Annotated in this window: 17 protein-coding genes; 13 read left to right on the top strand and 4 right to left on the bottom strand. The window is 37.7% G+C overall.

From position 1 onward, the window contains the following. Positions 1–48 precede the first annotated feature (48 nt). Together AA0X95_RS21730 and AA0X95_RS21725 are read left to right on the top strand one after the other, a co-directional pair. Complete coding sequence (locus AA0X95_RS21730) at positions 49–486, top strand: YlbF family regulator (protein WP_413301505.1); 438 nt, start codon at positions 49–51, stop codon at positions 484–486. A 91-nt stretch (positions 487–577) separates the two neighbouring features. After that, entirely contained in the window at positions 578–853 is a 276-nt protein-coding gene (locus AA0X95_RS21725; RefSeq protein WP_413301504.1) for a YlbG family protein, read from the top strand. A gap of 32 nt (positions 854–885) precedes the next feature. On the opposite strand, the gene AA0X95_RS21720 is transcribed toward AA0X95_RS21725, so the two are convergent. Then, positions 886–1,275, bottom strand: coding sequence for a methylthioribose kinase (locus tag AA0X95_RS21720; RefSeq protein ID WP_413301502.1), 390 nt, complete (start codon positions 1,273–1,275; stop codon positions 886–888). 591 nt (positions 1,276–1,866) lie between these two features. On the opposite strand from AA0X95_RS21720, the gene rsmD reads away from it, so the two are divergent. Both rsmD and coaD read left to right on the top strand, forming a co-directional pair. Next, complete coding sequence (gene rsmD, locus AA0X95_RS21715) at positions 1,867–2,427, top strand: 16S rRNA (guanine(966)-N(2))-methyltransferase RsmD (RefSeq protein WP_413301500.1); 561 nt, start codon at positions 1,867–1,869, stop codon at positions 2,425–2,427. A gap of 12 nt (positions 2,428–2,439) precedes the next feature. Beyond that, the gene (gene coaD, locus AA0X95_RS21710) at positions 2,440–2,937 is read left to right on the top strand and encodes a pantetheine-phosphate adenylyltransferase (protein WP_413301498.1); all 498 of its coding nucleotides are present in this window, start codon (positions 2,440–2,442) and stop codon (positions 2,935–2,937) included. Positions 2,938–2,945: 8 nt separating this feature from the next. Here the strand turns inward: coaD and ylbJ are convergent, their stop codons facing one another. Further along, the gene (gene ylbJ, locus AA0X95_RS21705; protein ID WP_413301496.1) at positions 2,946–4,166 is read right to left on the bottom strand and encodes a sporulation integral membrane protein YlbJ; all 1,221 of its coding nucleotides are present in this window, start codon (positions 4,164–4,166) and stop codon (positions 2,946–2,948) included. Between the two features lie 199 nt (positions 4,167–4,365). Between ylbJ and AA0X95_RS21700 the strand changes: the two genes are divergently transcribed. Both AA0X95_RS21700 and AA0X95_RS21695 read left to right on the top strand, forming a co-directional pair. Further along, positions 4,366–5,145 (top strand): patatin-like phospholipase family protein, encoded by a 780-nt coding sequence (locus tag AA0X95_RS21700; RefSeq protein WP_413301494.1) that lies wholly within the window; start codon positions 4,366–4,368, stop codon positions 5,143–5,145. Between the two features lie 9 nt (positions 5,146–5,154). Next, a complete protein-coding gene (locus tag AA0X95_RS21695) occupies positions 5,155–6,174 on the top strand; it encodes a SepM family pheromone-processing serine protease (RefSeq protein WP_413301492.1) in 1,020 nt (339 codons plus the stop codon). Positions 6,175–6,388: 214 nt separating this feature from the next. Here the strand turns inward: AA0X95_RS21695 and AA0X95_RS21690 are convergent, their stop codons facing one another. Next, positions 6,389–7,603: a nucleotidyltransferase gene (locus tag AA0X95_RS21690; RefSeq protein WP_413301491.1), complete on the bottom strand. Its 1,215-nt coding sequence runs from the start codon at positions 7,601–7,603 to the stop codon at positions 6,389–6,391. Positions 7,604–7,857: 254 nt separating this feature from the next. Here AA0X95_RS21690 and AA0X95_RS21685 point away from each other — a divergent pair, with 254 nt between their 5' ends. The 4 genes from AA0X95_RS21685 (at position 7,858) to AA0X95_RS21670 (ending at position 10,259) form a co-directional block, all read left to right on the top strand. Next, positions 7,858–8,385, top strand: a complete 528-nt coding sequence (locus AA0X95_RS21685; protein ID WP_413301489.1) for a YceD family protein — start codon at positions 7,858–7,860, stop codon at positions 8,383–8,385. 84 nt (positions 8,386–8,469) lie between these two features. After that, positions 8,470–8,643: a 50S ribosomal protein L32 gene (rpmF, locus tag AA0X95_RS21680; protein WP_024029176.1), complete on the top strand. Its 174-nt coding sequence runs from the start codon at positions 8,470–8,472 to the stop codon at positions 8,641–8,643. 140 nt (positions 8,644–8,783) lie between these two features. Then, a complete protein-coding gene (locus AA0X95_RS21675) occupies positions 8,784–9,554 on the top strand; it encodes an enoyl-CoA hydratase/isomerase family protein (RefSeq protein ID WP_413301487.1) in 771 nt (256 codons plus the stop codon). Positions 9,555–9,629: 75 nt separating this feature from the next. Then, a complete protein-coding gene (locus tag AA0X95_RS21670) occupies positions 9,630–10,259 on the top strand; it encodes an RsfA family transcriptional regulator (RefSeq protein WP_413301485.1) in 630 nt (209 codons plus the stop codon). A 49-nt stretch (positions 10,260–10,308) separates the two neighbouring features. Here AA0X95_RS21670 and AA0X95_RS21665 read toward each other — a convergent pair whose 3' ends face one another. Beyond that, a complete protein-coding gene (locus tag AA0X95_RS21665) occupies positions 10,309–10,779 on the bottom strand; it encodes an N-acetyltransferase (RefSeq protein ID WP_413301483.1) in 471 nt (156 codons plus the stop codon). A 237-nt stretch (positions 10,780–11,016) separates the two neighbouring features. Between AA0X95_RS21665 and AA0X95_RS21660 the strand changes: the two genes are divergently transcribed. Genes AA0X95_RS21660 through AA0X95_RS21650 form a run of 3 tightly spaced genes read left to right on the top strand, consistent with a single transcriptional unit; the run spans position 11,017 to position 14,139 of the window. Continuing rightward, positions 11,017–12,354: an acetyl/propionyl/methylcrotonyl-CoA carboxylase subunit alpha gene (locus AA0X95_RS21660; protein ID WP_413301481.1), complete on the top strand. Its 1,338-nt coding sequence runs from the start codon at positions 11,017–11,019 to the stop codon at positions 12,352–12,354. Positions 12,355–12,366: 12 nt separating this feature from the next. After that, positions 12,367–12,579 carry an acetyl-CoA carboxylase biotin carboxyl carrier protein subunit gene (locus AA0X95_RS21655; protein WP_413301479.1) on the top strand — a complete coding sequence of 71 codons (213 nt, stop codon included), beginning with the start codon at positions 12,367–12,369 and terminating at the stop codon, positions 12,577–12,579. Positions 12,580–12,597: 18 nt separating this feature from the next. Beyond that, on the top strand, positions 12,598–14,139 hold the full coding sequence (locus tag AA0X95_RS21650) for an acyl-CoA carboxylase subunit beta (protein ID WP_413301477.1): 1,542 nt from the start codon (positions 12,598–12,600) through the stop codon (positions 14,137–14,139). Positions 14,140–14,234: the final 95 nt, after the last annotated feature.

The following is a 14,234-nucleotide window of genomic DNA, read 5'->3' as shown; positions in this document are numbered from 1 at the left end:
TTAGCATTCTCCCAGTTTTCATGGTAAAATGTCCTTGGAGGTGGGCGCATGCTTGCTACATTAGAAAGAATGGAATTATTAGAAAATGCGGAATCGTTAGCTAGGATGGTACTTGAATCCGATGTAGTGGAACAATATCAGATTTGTTTATATAAATTGAGAAGTAATAAGGAAACACAACGGAAAATTAATCGTTTTGTAAGCCTGAAGGAGCTATACGAAGAAGTCCAACGTTTTGGGAAGTATCACCCTGATTATAAACGGGTTATGACTCAAATTCGTGAAGTTAAGAGGGAAATGGATTTGGACCCATTAGTTGCTGATTTTAAATTAGCAGAAAACGACTTGCAAAGTCTCTTGGATGAAATCAGCATGTTAGTAGGTGGGGCTGTCTCTAAACAAATAAAAGTTCCTACAGGCAATCCATTTTTCGATTCTACTCACGGTGCCGGCTGTGGCGGTGGTGGAAGCTGTGGGTGTAGTTAATGAAGGCAAACCAGCATATTTCAGCTGGTTTTTTGTTTTTCTATATGCTAGACTTATCTAAAATGATGGTTTTGTTGAAGGGGAAAAAAGTATGTTTGTTCAAAGACAAGGATTAGTAGTTTGGCTATACTCTTTAAAACAAGCTAAGATGCTTCGTCGCTTTGGAAATGTTCATTACGTCTCAAAAAAACTAAAATATGTTGTCTTGTATTGTAATCAAGAAGACATGGAAGGCATCATGGAAAAGCTAAATTCTTTTTCATTCGTAAAGAAAGTAGAGCCATCTTATAAACCATTTTTAAGGATGGAATTTGAGAATTCTGCACCGGACAAGGCAAAGGAATATGATTATAAAATGGGTATATAAAAAGAGGTTGACTCAAGTGTCAACCTCTTTTCTTATTGAAGAGGGGCCAAGTAATGATTCAATCTAAGAATTCCAATGAGGTGTTGATAGAATAATTCTTTTTCATTAAAGATGGTAGATGGTTTAACAGATAGTTGGATAACTTGTTTACCAAGTTCCTCAGCAGTTTCAGAAAAAAGTGAGTATCTCTTATTAGGTGAAAAATTTGGGTTTGGTATTCCTTCACGGCAGATGTATAGAGGTTGAAACTTGCCCGGATCAGTTGGTTTTAACACAACGACTAAGGAAGTCAACTCCTTGTTGTCTATTTTAGTATGAAGGGCCATCATATGGTGAAGCCGATGTTGATTGGCTTTAGCAAGCTCAATTAGTTCATAAATATCTGAATATCCTTCTCCGAGTTCAATAAAACGTTGTATCAATGAAAACTCTCCTTTAAATGCTAACTTCATTAATACTTTAACATTTTCTTACCCTTATTAAAATATGCTTTGATAAACTTGTCTATTGATTTCCGCTCCGGGTACTCGCTTTCCGCGGGGAGGTCCTGGAGCCTCCTCGGCGCTTTTGCGCCTGTGGGTCTCCAGTGACCTCTATATCCCGCAGGAGTCGAGTACCCTCCGCTCCAATCAATAGAGTTTCAAATCAATAATCGGCTCTAACATAGCATAATAAAAACAAAAAAACCCCGCAGATATAATCTGCGGGGTCCTTCCACATCCTCTAAAGGATAGAAGGCAAAGGGAGAGGAGAAACCGGAGGAAGAACTTATGGGGAAACGTAAGTCTTCTCCGCGGTTGGCAACAACATCCTCGAATTGATGTTGTTAATAACATTATTTCCACAACCCTTAACCTTATACGTCTATTTTAAAAAATTTCCATATGAAACAAAAATTAGCTAGTGAAGCTGATACGATTTTTAAGATATGTGTGAACAGATTGTCTACTTTTTATGAATTATGATAGGATGGATAAAGAAAAATTATTTCCGAAAAATGTGGTGATATGTTAGTGAGAGTCGTTTCGGGCACATGTAAAGGAAGACCGTTAAAAGCTGTTCCAGGAAATACAACAAGGCCTACAACCGATAAAGTAAAAGAAGCGTTATTTAATATGATTGGCCCTTATTTTGACGGTGGAATAGGTTTAGACTTATTTGCTGGAAGTGGTGGACTAGGCTTGGAAGCGCTTAGTAGAGGTTTGGAGAGGGTTATTTTCATTGATCGAGAGCCGAAGGCAATCCAAGTCATAAATGAAAATATTAGGGCCTGTAAGTTTGAAGAACAGACAGAGGTTTATCGTAATGATGCAGATAGAGCGTTGAAAGCCCTAATTAAAAGGGAAATTAGTTTTGACTACATATTTTTAGATCCTCCCTATAAAAAGCAGCAGCTCGTGAATTTAATGGAAAAAATGGATCAGCAGAATGTAGTAAAGAAAAATGGAATTATTGTTTGTGAACACAGCTTTGATGTAGAGTTACCACATTCAGTGGGTCAACTTACTCAAATAAAACATGAAAAATATGGGATGATTGCTGTGACGATTTATTCTCGGACCAGCGAGGAATAAGGGGGAGTCATATTGGCTAGTATAGCCGTTTGTCCAGGGAGTTTTGATCCGATTACATACGGTCATTTAGACATTATCCGTAGAGGAGCCAAGGTCTTTGATAGTGTATATGTGGTTGTTTTAAACAATTCAGCAAAAAATCCACTCTTTTCGGTTGAAGAGCGGATTAGTCTGATCAAAGAAGTAACTAAGGATATGCCTAATGTGATGGTCGATGAATTTGCTGGCTTACTTGTGGACTATGCGAAGAGTGTGAATGCTAATGCGATACTAAGGGGATTACGGGCAGTCTCTGACTTCGAGTATGAGATGCAAATAACTTCAATGAACAGAGTGTTAAATGAAGATATCGAAACCTTTTTCATAATGACCAACAACCAATATTCATTTTTAAGCTCCAGTATTGTGAAAGAAGTTGCTAAGTACAATGGGAAAATTACAGAACTTGTCCCTCCTATTGTTGAAAAAGAATTACAAAAAAAGTTTAATGACAAACAAACGAAAAGCTAGGCAAGCGCCTAGCTTTTTTGATTTCTTAACCTAGAAAACAAAATTACGACATAAACCATAAGTGAAACGATGGTTATGAGTGGCCCCATCTCAATCATTTTATGGTAAAAGTGATCAGCCCATGATCCTTGCTCGAAAAAACTAACAGGTAATGCATTTGAAGGCTGTTCATTACTATTAAATCGCACATATATGGGTTTCCATAAAATCAGTGCAAACAAGCTGGCAAATATTCCTTGAAGGATCCTCGCAATAAAAAATGGTTGAAATCTAATATCTGTCTGAGCTAAAATACTTGCTACTTGTGCTTGAACACTAAATCCGCTGAAACCTAAGATGAAACTGGTCATCATAGCTTTTTGGAGAAGGGTAGCATCCTGAACCTGACTAGTTAATTGACTTCCTAAGGTAATTTCAAATAAACCAGAAATAAAAGGGATACTCAGCATTTCTGGAAAGGATATGGAAGACAATACTACCTCAACAGCCTTTGCCAGTGTTGCTGTAATATGTAAATGATATAGCAGTTTATTAATAACTGAGAACAAAATAATAAAACCGCCCACCATTAATAAGGTTTGAATGGAGGAGTTAACGGCATCACCTAAAAGTTTGCCAATTGGGCGATTATCCTTCAATCTAGTCTGATGCAATGCAGATAAAGCAGACCTCACCTTGAATTTTTTTCTTTTCTCACTGGCAACCTCAGCTGAATCCTTTCCATAAAAGCGCATGATGAGGCCAACGCAAATATTCCCTAAATAGTGTGAAAGAGCAAGAAGAACACCTAAATGAGGATTATAGAAAAATCCAACCGAGACAGCTCCAAAAATAAATAGTGGGTTCGAGGAATTGGTAAAGGAAACAAGCCTTTCTGCTTCAATCTGAGTTAAGTGTCCTTCTTGGCGTAGTCTTGCAGTGAATTTTGCACCTGCTGGGAATCCAGAAGCCATTCCCATGGCCCAAACAAATCCTCCAACGCCTGGAACCTTAAATAGCGGCCTCATAAGTGGTTCTAATAGAACCCCAATAAACTTAACTACTCCAAAGCCAATTAACATTTCAGAAACAATAAAAAAAGGCAGCAGGGAAGGAAAAACAATTTCCCACCACATATTCAGGCCTCGAATCGAAGCATCAAATGACTCTTGTGGATATGAGATTAGAGATACTGCCAGAATGGTGACAGATAAAGATAGAAAAAGTGTTTTTACCTTTGACCGAAACAATGGAGGGACCTCCTTCCGAGGGGATTGGTAACATTGTGCAAATTTATGTCATCAATGCTAAAATAAAATAATCATATGAACACTTGTCCTCATATAACACAAATATACTCATAGAACGTCAATTTAGACCATAAGATTGAACGAGATTTATCTTTTACAAGGAAACGAATGTTCATCGATAAATGGGAGGTAGCTAAAGATGGAGCACCCTAAAATAGGATTGGCACTTGGTTCTGGTGGTGCGCGTGGGTTTGCTCATTTAGGTGTCATAAAGGCATTTAAGGATGCTGGAATTCCCATTCATTTAATCGCTGGGAGCAGCATGGGAGCCCTTGTTGGTAGTTTCTACGGGGCAGGTATTGACATGGAAAGGCTATATAAACTATCCACTGCCTTTAAGAGAAAATATTTTTTGGATTTTACGGTACCAAAGATGGGCTTTATCTCCGGGAAAAAGGTGAAGGAATTTATAAAAGTTTTTACCCATGGAAAAAACATAGAAGATTTAAACCTCCCAATTGGGATTGTAGCCACTGACTTATTAACAGGAGAGAAAATTGTTTTTCAGAAGGGTCCTGTTGCAGATGCGGTGAGAGCTAGTATTTCTATTCCCGGGATTTTTGTGCCGGAAAAAAATAATGGAAGAATACTTGTAGACGGAGGTGTCAGTGATCGCGTTCCAGTATCTGTCGCTAGGGAAATGGGAGCCGATATCGTCATTGCTGTAGATGTTTCAAGAGTAAAACGGAATGCAGAAATTTCCTCTATTTATGATGTTATTATGCAGAGTATCGACATCATGCAATCTGAAATAGTTAGGAACAGGGAGATTACTGCAGATGTCATGATTCGACCGCCTGTTGAAAACTACAGTTCCCGGGCATTTACCAATATTGAAGAAATTATTAATATCGGTGAGGAAGAAGCAAAAAAACATATCAAGCAAATAGAAACCGTCATTGAACAGTGGAAGGGGTAACAATAAGCAATGCGTAAAAAAATATATATAAGTTCTGTTCTTTTCATTACACTGCTTCTAATTGGGGGGATGTATTATACCTTACCCTATTATGTCTCAAAACCGGGAATGGCGAAAGAACTGGGACCAATTATAACAGTAGACGGTGGGTATAAGGATGAAGGAAATTTTATGCTAACGACTGTAAGAATGGGTAGAGCAAATATCTATTCTTACTTAGAAGCAAAACTTCTAAAATATGAAGAACTATATCCACTAGAAATGATTTTATATAAAAAAGAGACAGAAGAAGAATATAATGCTAGACAGCTTCACTTAATGGCGGGTTCAAAACTTAATGCAATAGAGGTTGCCTATCGGAAAGCCGATTTGCCTGTACATTATAAATATAAAGGAATCTATGTTGTCCAAGTGATTCCTGGAATGCCGGCTGCTGGAAGGATTAATGCAGGGGACCGAATATTTAAAGTAGATGGACACCAATTTTCTTCCTCGGAAAAATTCATTGAGTATGTAGGTACTAAACAAGCAGGAGACAAGATCACATTAACTTTCGCTAGAAATAAAATAACCAAAACAGAAACTTTAAACGTTGAGCGCTTCAAAGAGGATCCTAATAAGGTTGGTATTGGTATATCTTTAGTGGACGATAAGGAAATTCTTGTTGAACCTAAAGTAAAGGTAAGAACAGATGAAATTGGCGGACCTTCTGCAGGGCTTATGTTTTCATTAGAAATCTATAATCAATTGACCAAAGAAGATTTAACAAGAGGCTACCAAATAGCAGGGACAGGGACAATCAGTGAAGATGGAACCGTAGGGCCAATTGGCGGAATTGAACAAAAAATTGTAGCTGCTGATAAAGCGGGTGCGGAAATTTTCTTAGCACCTAATGAAAACGGTGCGAAAAATTCTAACTATCGGGCAGCGGTGAAAACTGCACGAGATATCAAGACAAAAATGAAAATTGTTCCTATCGATACCTTCGACGATGCAGTTCATTACTTAGAAAAATTAAAGGAAAAATAAAAGATGGTGCAGCTGCATCATCTTTTATTTTAGGCTGTGTTAAAGAACAGTGTTGATTTATACACCCTGTTGATTGGAGCGGAAGGCGCGAAGACTCCTGTGGGAGTACGGTTCAGGGGAGACCCCGCAGGCGCAAGCGCCGAGGAGGCTCGCCGAAACGCCCACGAACCGCTCGCGCCTGGAGCGGAAATCAACAGGCAAGTTTAACAGAGCTTTATTTTATATAAATAGGTGGTTGATTAAATTCTTGTTTGAACATTTCATTCTTTAAATGATTTGGGACTCCTAGTGCATAAACACGCGCGGCTTTTACATCAAGATCTATCTCACTCTCCTTAAAGCTAGAAAGCTTTGATACAAGAGGCAGGCTCAAATCCTTTTTCATTTTATTTAAGTATTCTCTTCCGTTAGTAGTCATCCCTAAAAGTCTTAAATAGGATGCCTTATCTAGATTTCTGTTCATTTCTATTTTTTTTGCATTAGTTAAAATATGAACGCAAAGCCTTTGAAGTCTTGTCCATGTATATCTCTTTGTTTTTATCTTCTGCATAAATTGCTGAAAGCTTTCCGATTCGATTGCTGCAGCCTGTAACCTATTTTCAAGGCCTTCTTCCATTTCATATATCTCCCTAAGCTCTTCACTATTGCTATGGATTAGTCGGTATTGTAAATAATTCCAATAATTTTCCCATTGGTGAAACAGTTGAAAATGATTGAAATATTCCTCTAATAATTGCTTTGTTGCCATAGGTACATATTGGTCAATACCATGGCTATCATCCTTTGGAGAAAAAATAGCTTTTCTAATGCTAGTTGCACTAGCAATAGTTTCTGATGTGAAATGTTCATCATGATAATTGGCATTTTTTCGTGTCACAGTCAATGGCCTGATAGAACTCTTATTTCGTTTTATTGCCTTTATGTATTCCAGACCTAAAATGTTGTTGGGTTTACCTAAATCCAAGTAATTTTTTGAAGCTTGTAACTGGTTAAAAGCTAATGCTGATGCTTTAGGATAACTAACACCTGTATCCATAAAGTATCTTATGCTCGCATCTAAATTTTTTTCTTCTTCTTTTATGTAATCAAGCGTTTGAAGAAACGAAATGATGTCCCCACTTTCACTTCCAAAGCATAGGGACTCACATCCCGCCGCTTCTAATATCGATACAGCACCGTTAGCGAAGGTTTCGGCCTTCTGTGTGGCAAAACGGTATGGCAGCTCAAAAACGATGTCAACACCATTTAACAAAGCCATTTTCGTTCGATACCATTTGGATACCAGTGCAGGTTCCCCTCTCTGCAAGAAATTCCCACTCATAACAGCAATGACAATATCTGCCTTAGCGGCTTTCTTTGAAGCACTTAGATGGAACGCATGTCCATTATGAAAAGGGTTGTATTCAACAATTAAGCCAACAGCTTTCATTTTCTCTCTCCTTATATATAAACTATACGTTTTAATAATTATTATCATTATAGCAAAATTGTTAGGAAACCAATCAGATTATATGATAAGATGATAAAGATGTTTGCAAAAATGACAACTGGATAAACTAATACTGAGAGCTTATTTAGATGATTTGCATTCTTTCACAATCGCCTGACGGGGTGTAAAGAAAAAACATTGACAAAAAAAATTATGAAGGCTATAATTACCTTTGTTGCCTTGGGGTGATTCAATTGAAATGGACATTAAGTCAATTACAAAAATATCGAAACAAGGATTTTCCGATTGATGAAACTATTCGGGTTGATGAGATTAAAGAAATTGATCCATCTATCCGCGAGGTATCTCCTATCCATATTACTGGTCGTGGGGATATAGATTCGACGAAAGTGACTTTCCATTTAAATATAGAAGGTCATTTAATCCTTCCTTGTTCTCGTACTTTAGTGGATGTAAAACTTCCAATTAATGTCGAAACAACTGAAACTTTCCTCTTACAAGGTTCAGTTTATGAAACTGAAGAGGATGTAAATCAAGTAAAAGGTGACGTGATAGATGTAATGCCAATCATTCGCGAAATACTATTACTTGAGGTTCCAATGCAAGTTTTTTGTGAAGATGTCAATAGTGAAGGAGCTGCTCCGCAATCCGGTAAGGATTGGGAAGTTGTTCATGAAGAGGATCAATCTAAAAAGATTGACCCTAGATTGGCAGGACTTGCAAAGTTTTTTAACGAAAACAATTCTTCTTCCGAATCATAATCGGCAAAATCTAAGAAGCAAAGTGAAGAACCAGCATTTCTGGCCTTCATTACTTTCTTAATACTCTTTAAGGAGGTGGGAAGAATGGCTGTACCTTTTAGAAGAACTTCTAAAACTGCAAAGAGAAAACGTCGTACTCATTTTAAATTAAACGTACCTGGTATGGTAAGTTGCCCAAACTGTGGTGAAATGAAACTCGCTCACCGCGTATGTAAGGCTTGCGGAACATACAAAGGAAAAGACGTTGTCAACGACTAATTTCCATTTGGATAGAAAGCACAAGGGTTATGAATCCCTTGTGCTTTTGTCGTTTAATGAGATTTCTACATAACTAAATTCAATTGTTTTCACTAGAATGTTGATAGAGACTTTTGACTGACAGAAGGGATGTGGTAGGTTTGTCATACTTAATTGAAAAAAAAGAGAAGGGTTATTTATTATTTACCATTACAAGAGCTGAAAAAAGGAATGCAATTAATTATGAAGTTATGCAGGGCTTAATGGAGGTAATGACAAGAGCAACTGAACCAGATGTTAAGGCACTAATCATTACTGGTATGGGTGAACATGCTTTTTGTTCAGGTGGAGATTTGTCGGTTTTTCACCTTCTTCATTCAAAAGAAGAGGCGTATCCTATGCTATCTAAAATGTCAAACATTCTTTACTCCTTATTGACCTTACCAATTCCCACTATTTCACTTTTAAATGGGACAGCTATTGGGGGAGGATGTGAGCTTGCAACAGCCTGCGATTTCCGTTTGGCTAGAAAAGGAATAAGAGCAGGATTTGTTCAAGGGAAACAGGCAATAACCACTGGCTGGGGAGGCGGTTCGATTTTAGGAGAAAAACTGTCTCTTTCAAACGCAATGAAGCTTCTAATGGGAGCAGAGTTGAAAACAGCAGAAGAGTTAAAAGAAGCTGGGTTTATTGATGCTCTCTTTGAAAATGATGCACTTGACGCTTGTGAGGAGTTCTTAGAAAACATACTAAAAAAAGAGTTAAGTGTGCTGCAATCCTATAAGAGGATGTGGGTTAGGAAGTGGGAGGAAGCGAAGCTGCGAGAACGGATAGAAGAAGAGGTAAGAACGTGTGCTTTATTATGGGAAAGTGATGCCCATCATACTTATGTAAATAATTTTATTAATAAAAAAACCATGAATAAAGATTAAAAGACAACTTCTGATTAAGTCTATCTTTTCTAGTAGATGCATATGTATTATAAAAACACTAGGAGGGATGTTCTTATGTCACCGACTCGACAAGATGCGTGGTCCCAAGACGAAGACTTATTACTCGCTGAAGTTGTGTTACGGCATATCCGTGAAGGTGGGACACAATTGCAAGCGTTTGAAGAGGTAGGCAAACAGCTTTCGCGTACTTCGGCTGCTTGTGGTTTCCGTTGGAACTCATATGTACGAAAACAATATAAATCAGGTATTGAGCTTGCAAAAAGACAAAGAAAAGAATTAAAAAAGCAAGTAATCCCAGTTGAAGGCGAAATCACTCAAGAACCTGCTAAAACCGATACAGTACAGCCACCATTTGGTGGCGAACAGCGAAATACCATTACTTTTTCTGCTGTCATTCATTTCTTAGAAGGACTCCATAAAAAAGCAGAAGATTGGGTAAGTTATGAAGAGGATAGGAATCATTCTCTTGATAAGATTAAAGAGTTAGAAAAGAAGACTTTTTATCTAGCTGCAGAAAATGAAAGATTGTCAAAGAATCTAAGGGCCATTGAAGAGGATTACCGCTCATTAATTGAGATTATGGAGCGAGCGCGTAAGATGGTTGTGCTTCAAGATGAAGACAGACAACAAAAGGTAAAGTTTCAAATGGACAAAAATGGTAACCTGGAAAGGGTAGAAAAATAGCAAAAAGCGGACATTGTTTTGTCCGCTTTTTTTAATGGAATGATATATATTAATTTTGCGCTTCTACGCCTTCTGGATACCAAACTAGTGGATTTTCTCCACGATCCCGTTCCATATCGTAATCAACTTTAGAAAAGCCCATCTTTTCCCAAAAACCACTTGATTGTACTCTTGGATTTGTCTTTATAGGTAGACCGAAGCTTTTCGCGAATTCAACAAGAGCTTTACCAAAGCCCTTCCCTTGATAATCCGCTAGTACTTCCAGCTTCCATAATTCTAAATAATTTTGTGGTGGATAAAAATAGCGATCGAATTTCGCATCAATTTGATATAAACTCATTCGTGCTACTAGTTTGTCTCCAAAATAAATACCGTAAAATGGTGATTCACTATCATCTTCAACCATATTCGCTTCAAGGTCTTCAAGCATGGATAACTCCTGAATACCATATTCTTTAAACTTTTTAAATTCTTCTAATGTTTTAAAGTTAACTTTTAGTTTCTCCACTTTTACTCCCATAGTAAACCTCCTAAGAAATGATAACCTCATAATATTGTATATATTCATTTGTCCATGAATAACATGAAGATGTATTAATTTTTGCATTATTCGAAATGAATTAATATTATTATATAACAAAAACACAAAAAATTCTTCAAATAAGTTCAGGAAGCGTTTTCAAAATTTGCAGGAAATTCCGAGAATGATGTAGAAAGTTTAATGGTGGAACAAAAGGGGCATGAAAGGGGTAGAATTGTGCAAAAAATTTTAATTGCCAATAGGGGAGAAATTGCTCTTCGTATCATAAGGACCTGTCAGGAGATGGGGATTGAAACGATTGCTATTTATTCAGATGCTGACAAGGAAATGCCTTTTGTTAAAGCGGCAACTAAGGCTGTATATGTTGGTGAGTCGCCAGTAAACAAATCCTATTTACAAGCTGATAAAATCTTGGAAATAGCAAAAAGTGAAAAAGTGGATGCCATTCATCCGGGTTACGGCTTTTTATCTGAAAATGCAGCGTTTGCCAAAAAAGCTTTTAAAGAAGGAATTATATTTATTGGACCAAAACCAGAAACAATTGAATTAATGGGAGATAAAATTGTTTCACGTCAAACGATGGAAAAGGCTGGAGTACCAGTTGTACCTGGAAGTGGTCATGGTTTAAAGACTATTGAAGAAGCCTGTAGTTTAGCAAGGGAAATTGGATACCCGATCATGCTTAAGGCAAGCGGCGGTGGCGGTGGAATCGGAATGGTGCTTTGTGAAAATGAGCAAGCGCTCGTTAAATCCTATGATTCGACTAGAACCCGTGCCATGGCTTACTTTGGTTCAGATGAGGTTTTTATTGAAAAATATATAGCTGATGCTAGACATGTAGAAATCCAAGTGTTTGGGGATTCTGCTGGCAACATTGTTCACTTGTTTGAAAGAGATTGTTCCATTCAAAGAAGGCATCAAAAAGTTGTGGAAGAATCACCATCCCCTTTTCTAACTGAACCAGTTAGAAAATTGATGTATGAGACAGCAGTGAAAGCGGCTCATGCGGTTGATTATATTAATGCGGGAACTATTGAATTTATCGTTGACGAAGGAGGGAATTTTTACTTTTTAGAGATGAATACCCGACTTCAGGTCGAACATCCAGTAACAGAAATGATAACAGGGCTTGATTTAGTAAAATGGCAAATTCTTGTAGCACGTGGTGGGAAATTACCTTTACTGCAATCTGAAATTAACTCAAATGGAAGTGCTATTGAATTCCGCTTATACGCAGAGGATCCTGTTCGTTTTTTACCGTCACCCGGAAAGATTACTTCTTTAAAAATGAATGAAACAAAAGGAGTCAGAATTGATTCGGGCTATGAGGAGGGTGGAACGGTAACCCCGTTCTATGACCCAATGATAGCTAAATGTATTATTTATGGTCAGACAAGAGAAGAGGCATTATTGACTGCGGAAGAGTTCTTTAAGAATGTGGAAATTGAAGGAATAAAAACAAATGTGCCCCTGTTTTTATCCATCCTAGCTGATATAGATTTCCAAAAAGGATTGTATACAACAAGTTTTCTTACAAAAAAATTAGTAAAATAAGGAGAGAGAGACATGAAAGAAATTACAGCAACTATGGCAGGTACGGTGTTAAATATTTTTGTAGCGAATGGTGATCAAGTTAACGTTGGTCAAGAAGTATTAATGCTTGAATCTATGAAAATGGAGATACCGATTGAAAGTAGTACGGAGGGTATTGTTCTTAATGTGAAGGTAAATATTGGCGATTTCGTAAATGAAGGCGATGTTCTTCTAGTATTAGAATAACAGGAGAGGGGGAGCAGAATGACGACTACTAACATGTTAAATGATCAATTAAATGCAAATAGAAAACAAATCGAGGCTGGCGGACATCCTAAATATCATGAAAAGCTGAAATCACAGAATAAGATGTTTGTTCGTGATAGACTAGCACTATTATTTGATGATGGCAATTATGAGGAAGACGGGAAGTTTGCTAATTTTAAAGCAGCTGATCTTCCAGCAGACGGTGTAGTCACAGCTATTGGTAAAATTAATGGTCAAACTGTTTGCGTCATGGCTAACGATTCTACCATTAAGGCAGGTTCCTGGGGAGCAAGAACGGTTGAAAAAATTATTCGTATTCAAGAAGTAGCGGAAAAATTGAGAGTGCCGTTATTTTATCTTGTTGACTCTGCGGGAGCAAGGATTACTGATCAGTTAGAGATGTTCCCAAACCGCAGAGGGGCAGGGAAAATATTTTATAATCAGGTGAAGCTTTCCGGTATGATTCCGCAGGTATGTATTTTGTTCGGGCCATCCGCTGCTGGCGGGGCCTATATTCCAGCTTTCTGTGATATTGTTATCATGGTTGATCAAAATGCATCCATGTATTTAGGTTCCCCACGTATGGCGGAGAAGGTTATTGGCGAAAAAGTAACGCTGGAGGAAATGGGCGGGGCGCGCATGCACTGTTCAGTAAGTGGTTGTGGCGATGTTCTTGCCTATAGTGAGGAAGAAGCTATTGAATCAGCTAAAAGATACATTAGTTATTTTCCAGCAAGTTTTAAAGAAAAAACGAAGAGGATAATGGGGACCGCACCAAAAGAAGGTAGAGAATTAGAAACGATTATCCCTGAAAATCAAAATGCTCCTTTTGATATGTATGAATGTATTGATAGACTCATTGATCAAGATAGTTTCTATGAAGTGAAGAAATTGTTTGCCCCAGAACTAATCACGGGGTTAGCTAGAATGGATGGAAAAGCAGTTGGAATTATAGCGAACCAACCGAAAGTAAAAGGCGGCGTTTTATTTGTCGATTCTGCTGATAAGGCGGCTAAATTTATTCAGCTTTGTGATGCTTTCCATATTCCATTATTGTTTTTAGCAGATGTTCCAGGATTTATGATTGGTACAAAAGTGGAACGAGCTGGGATTATTCGTCATGGAGCCAAATTAATTGCGGCCATGAGCTCTGCAACAGTCCCAAAGATATCTGTTATTGTTCGAAAAGCTTACGGGGCAGGGCTTTATGCAATGGCCGGACCTGCATTTGAACCAGATTGCTGTATTGCTCTTCCTACGGCACAAATTGCAGTAATGGGTCCAGAAGCAGCAGTTAATGCAGTATACTCAAATAAAATTAATGAAATTGAAGATCCAAAGGAAAAAATAAAGTTCGTTCAAGAAAAGCATAAGGAATATAAAGAGCATATTGACATTTACAAGCTGGCTTCAGAACTTATTGTCGATGAAATTGTGGCTCCATCAGAATTAAGAACCGTGCTAATTCAGCGCTTTGATTACTATCAATCAAAAGAATTAAACTTTAGTGACCGAAAGCATCCTGTATACCCCGTTTAATTCTAGAATCCCTTGTCGTATTATGACGATAAGGGATTTTTTATCATCTTACTTACTGAATGCTGACAATATCTGATAAAATGTGGGTAAAGACG

It is taken from the genome of Neobacillus phoenicis (assembly GCF_047302305.1).
In the GTDB taxonomy this organism is placed as follows: Bacteria; Bacillota; Bacilli; order Bacillales; family Cytobacillaceae; genus Neobacillus.
The sequence above is the reverse complement of the archived record's forward strand: the minus strand, read 5'-3'. Positions and strand labels throughout refer to the sequence as shown.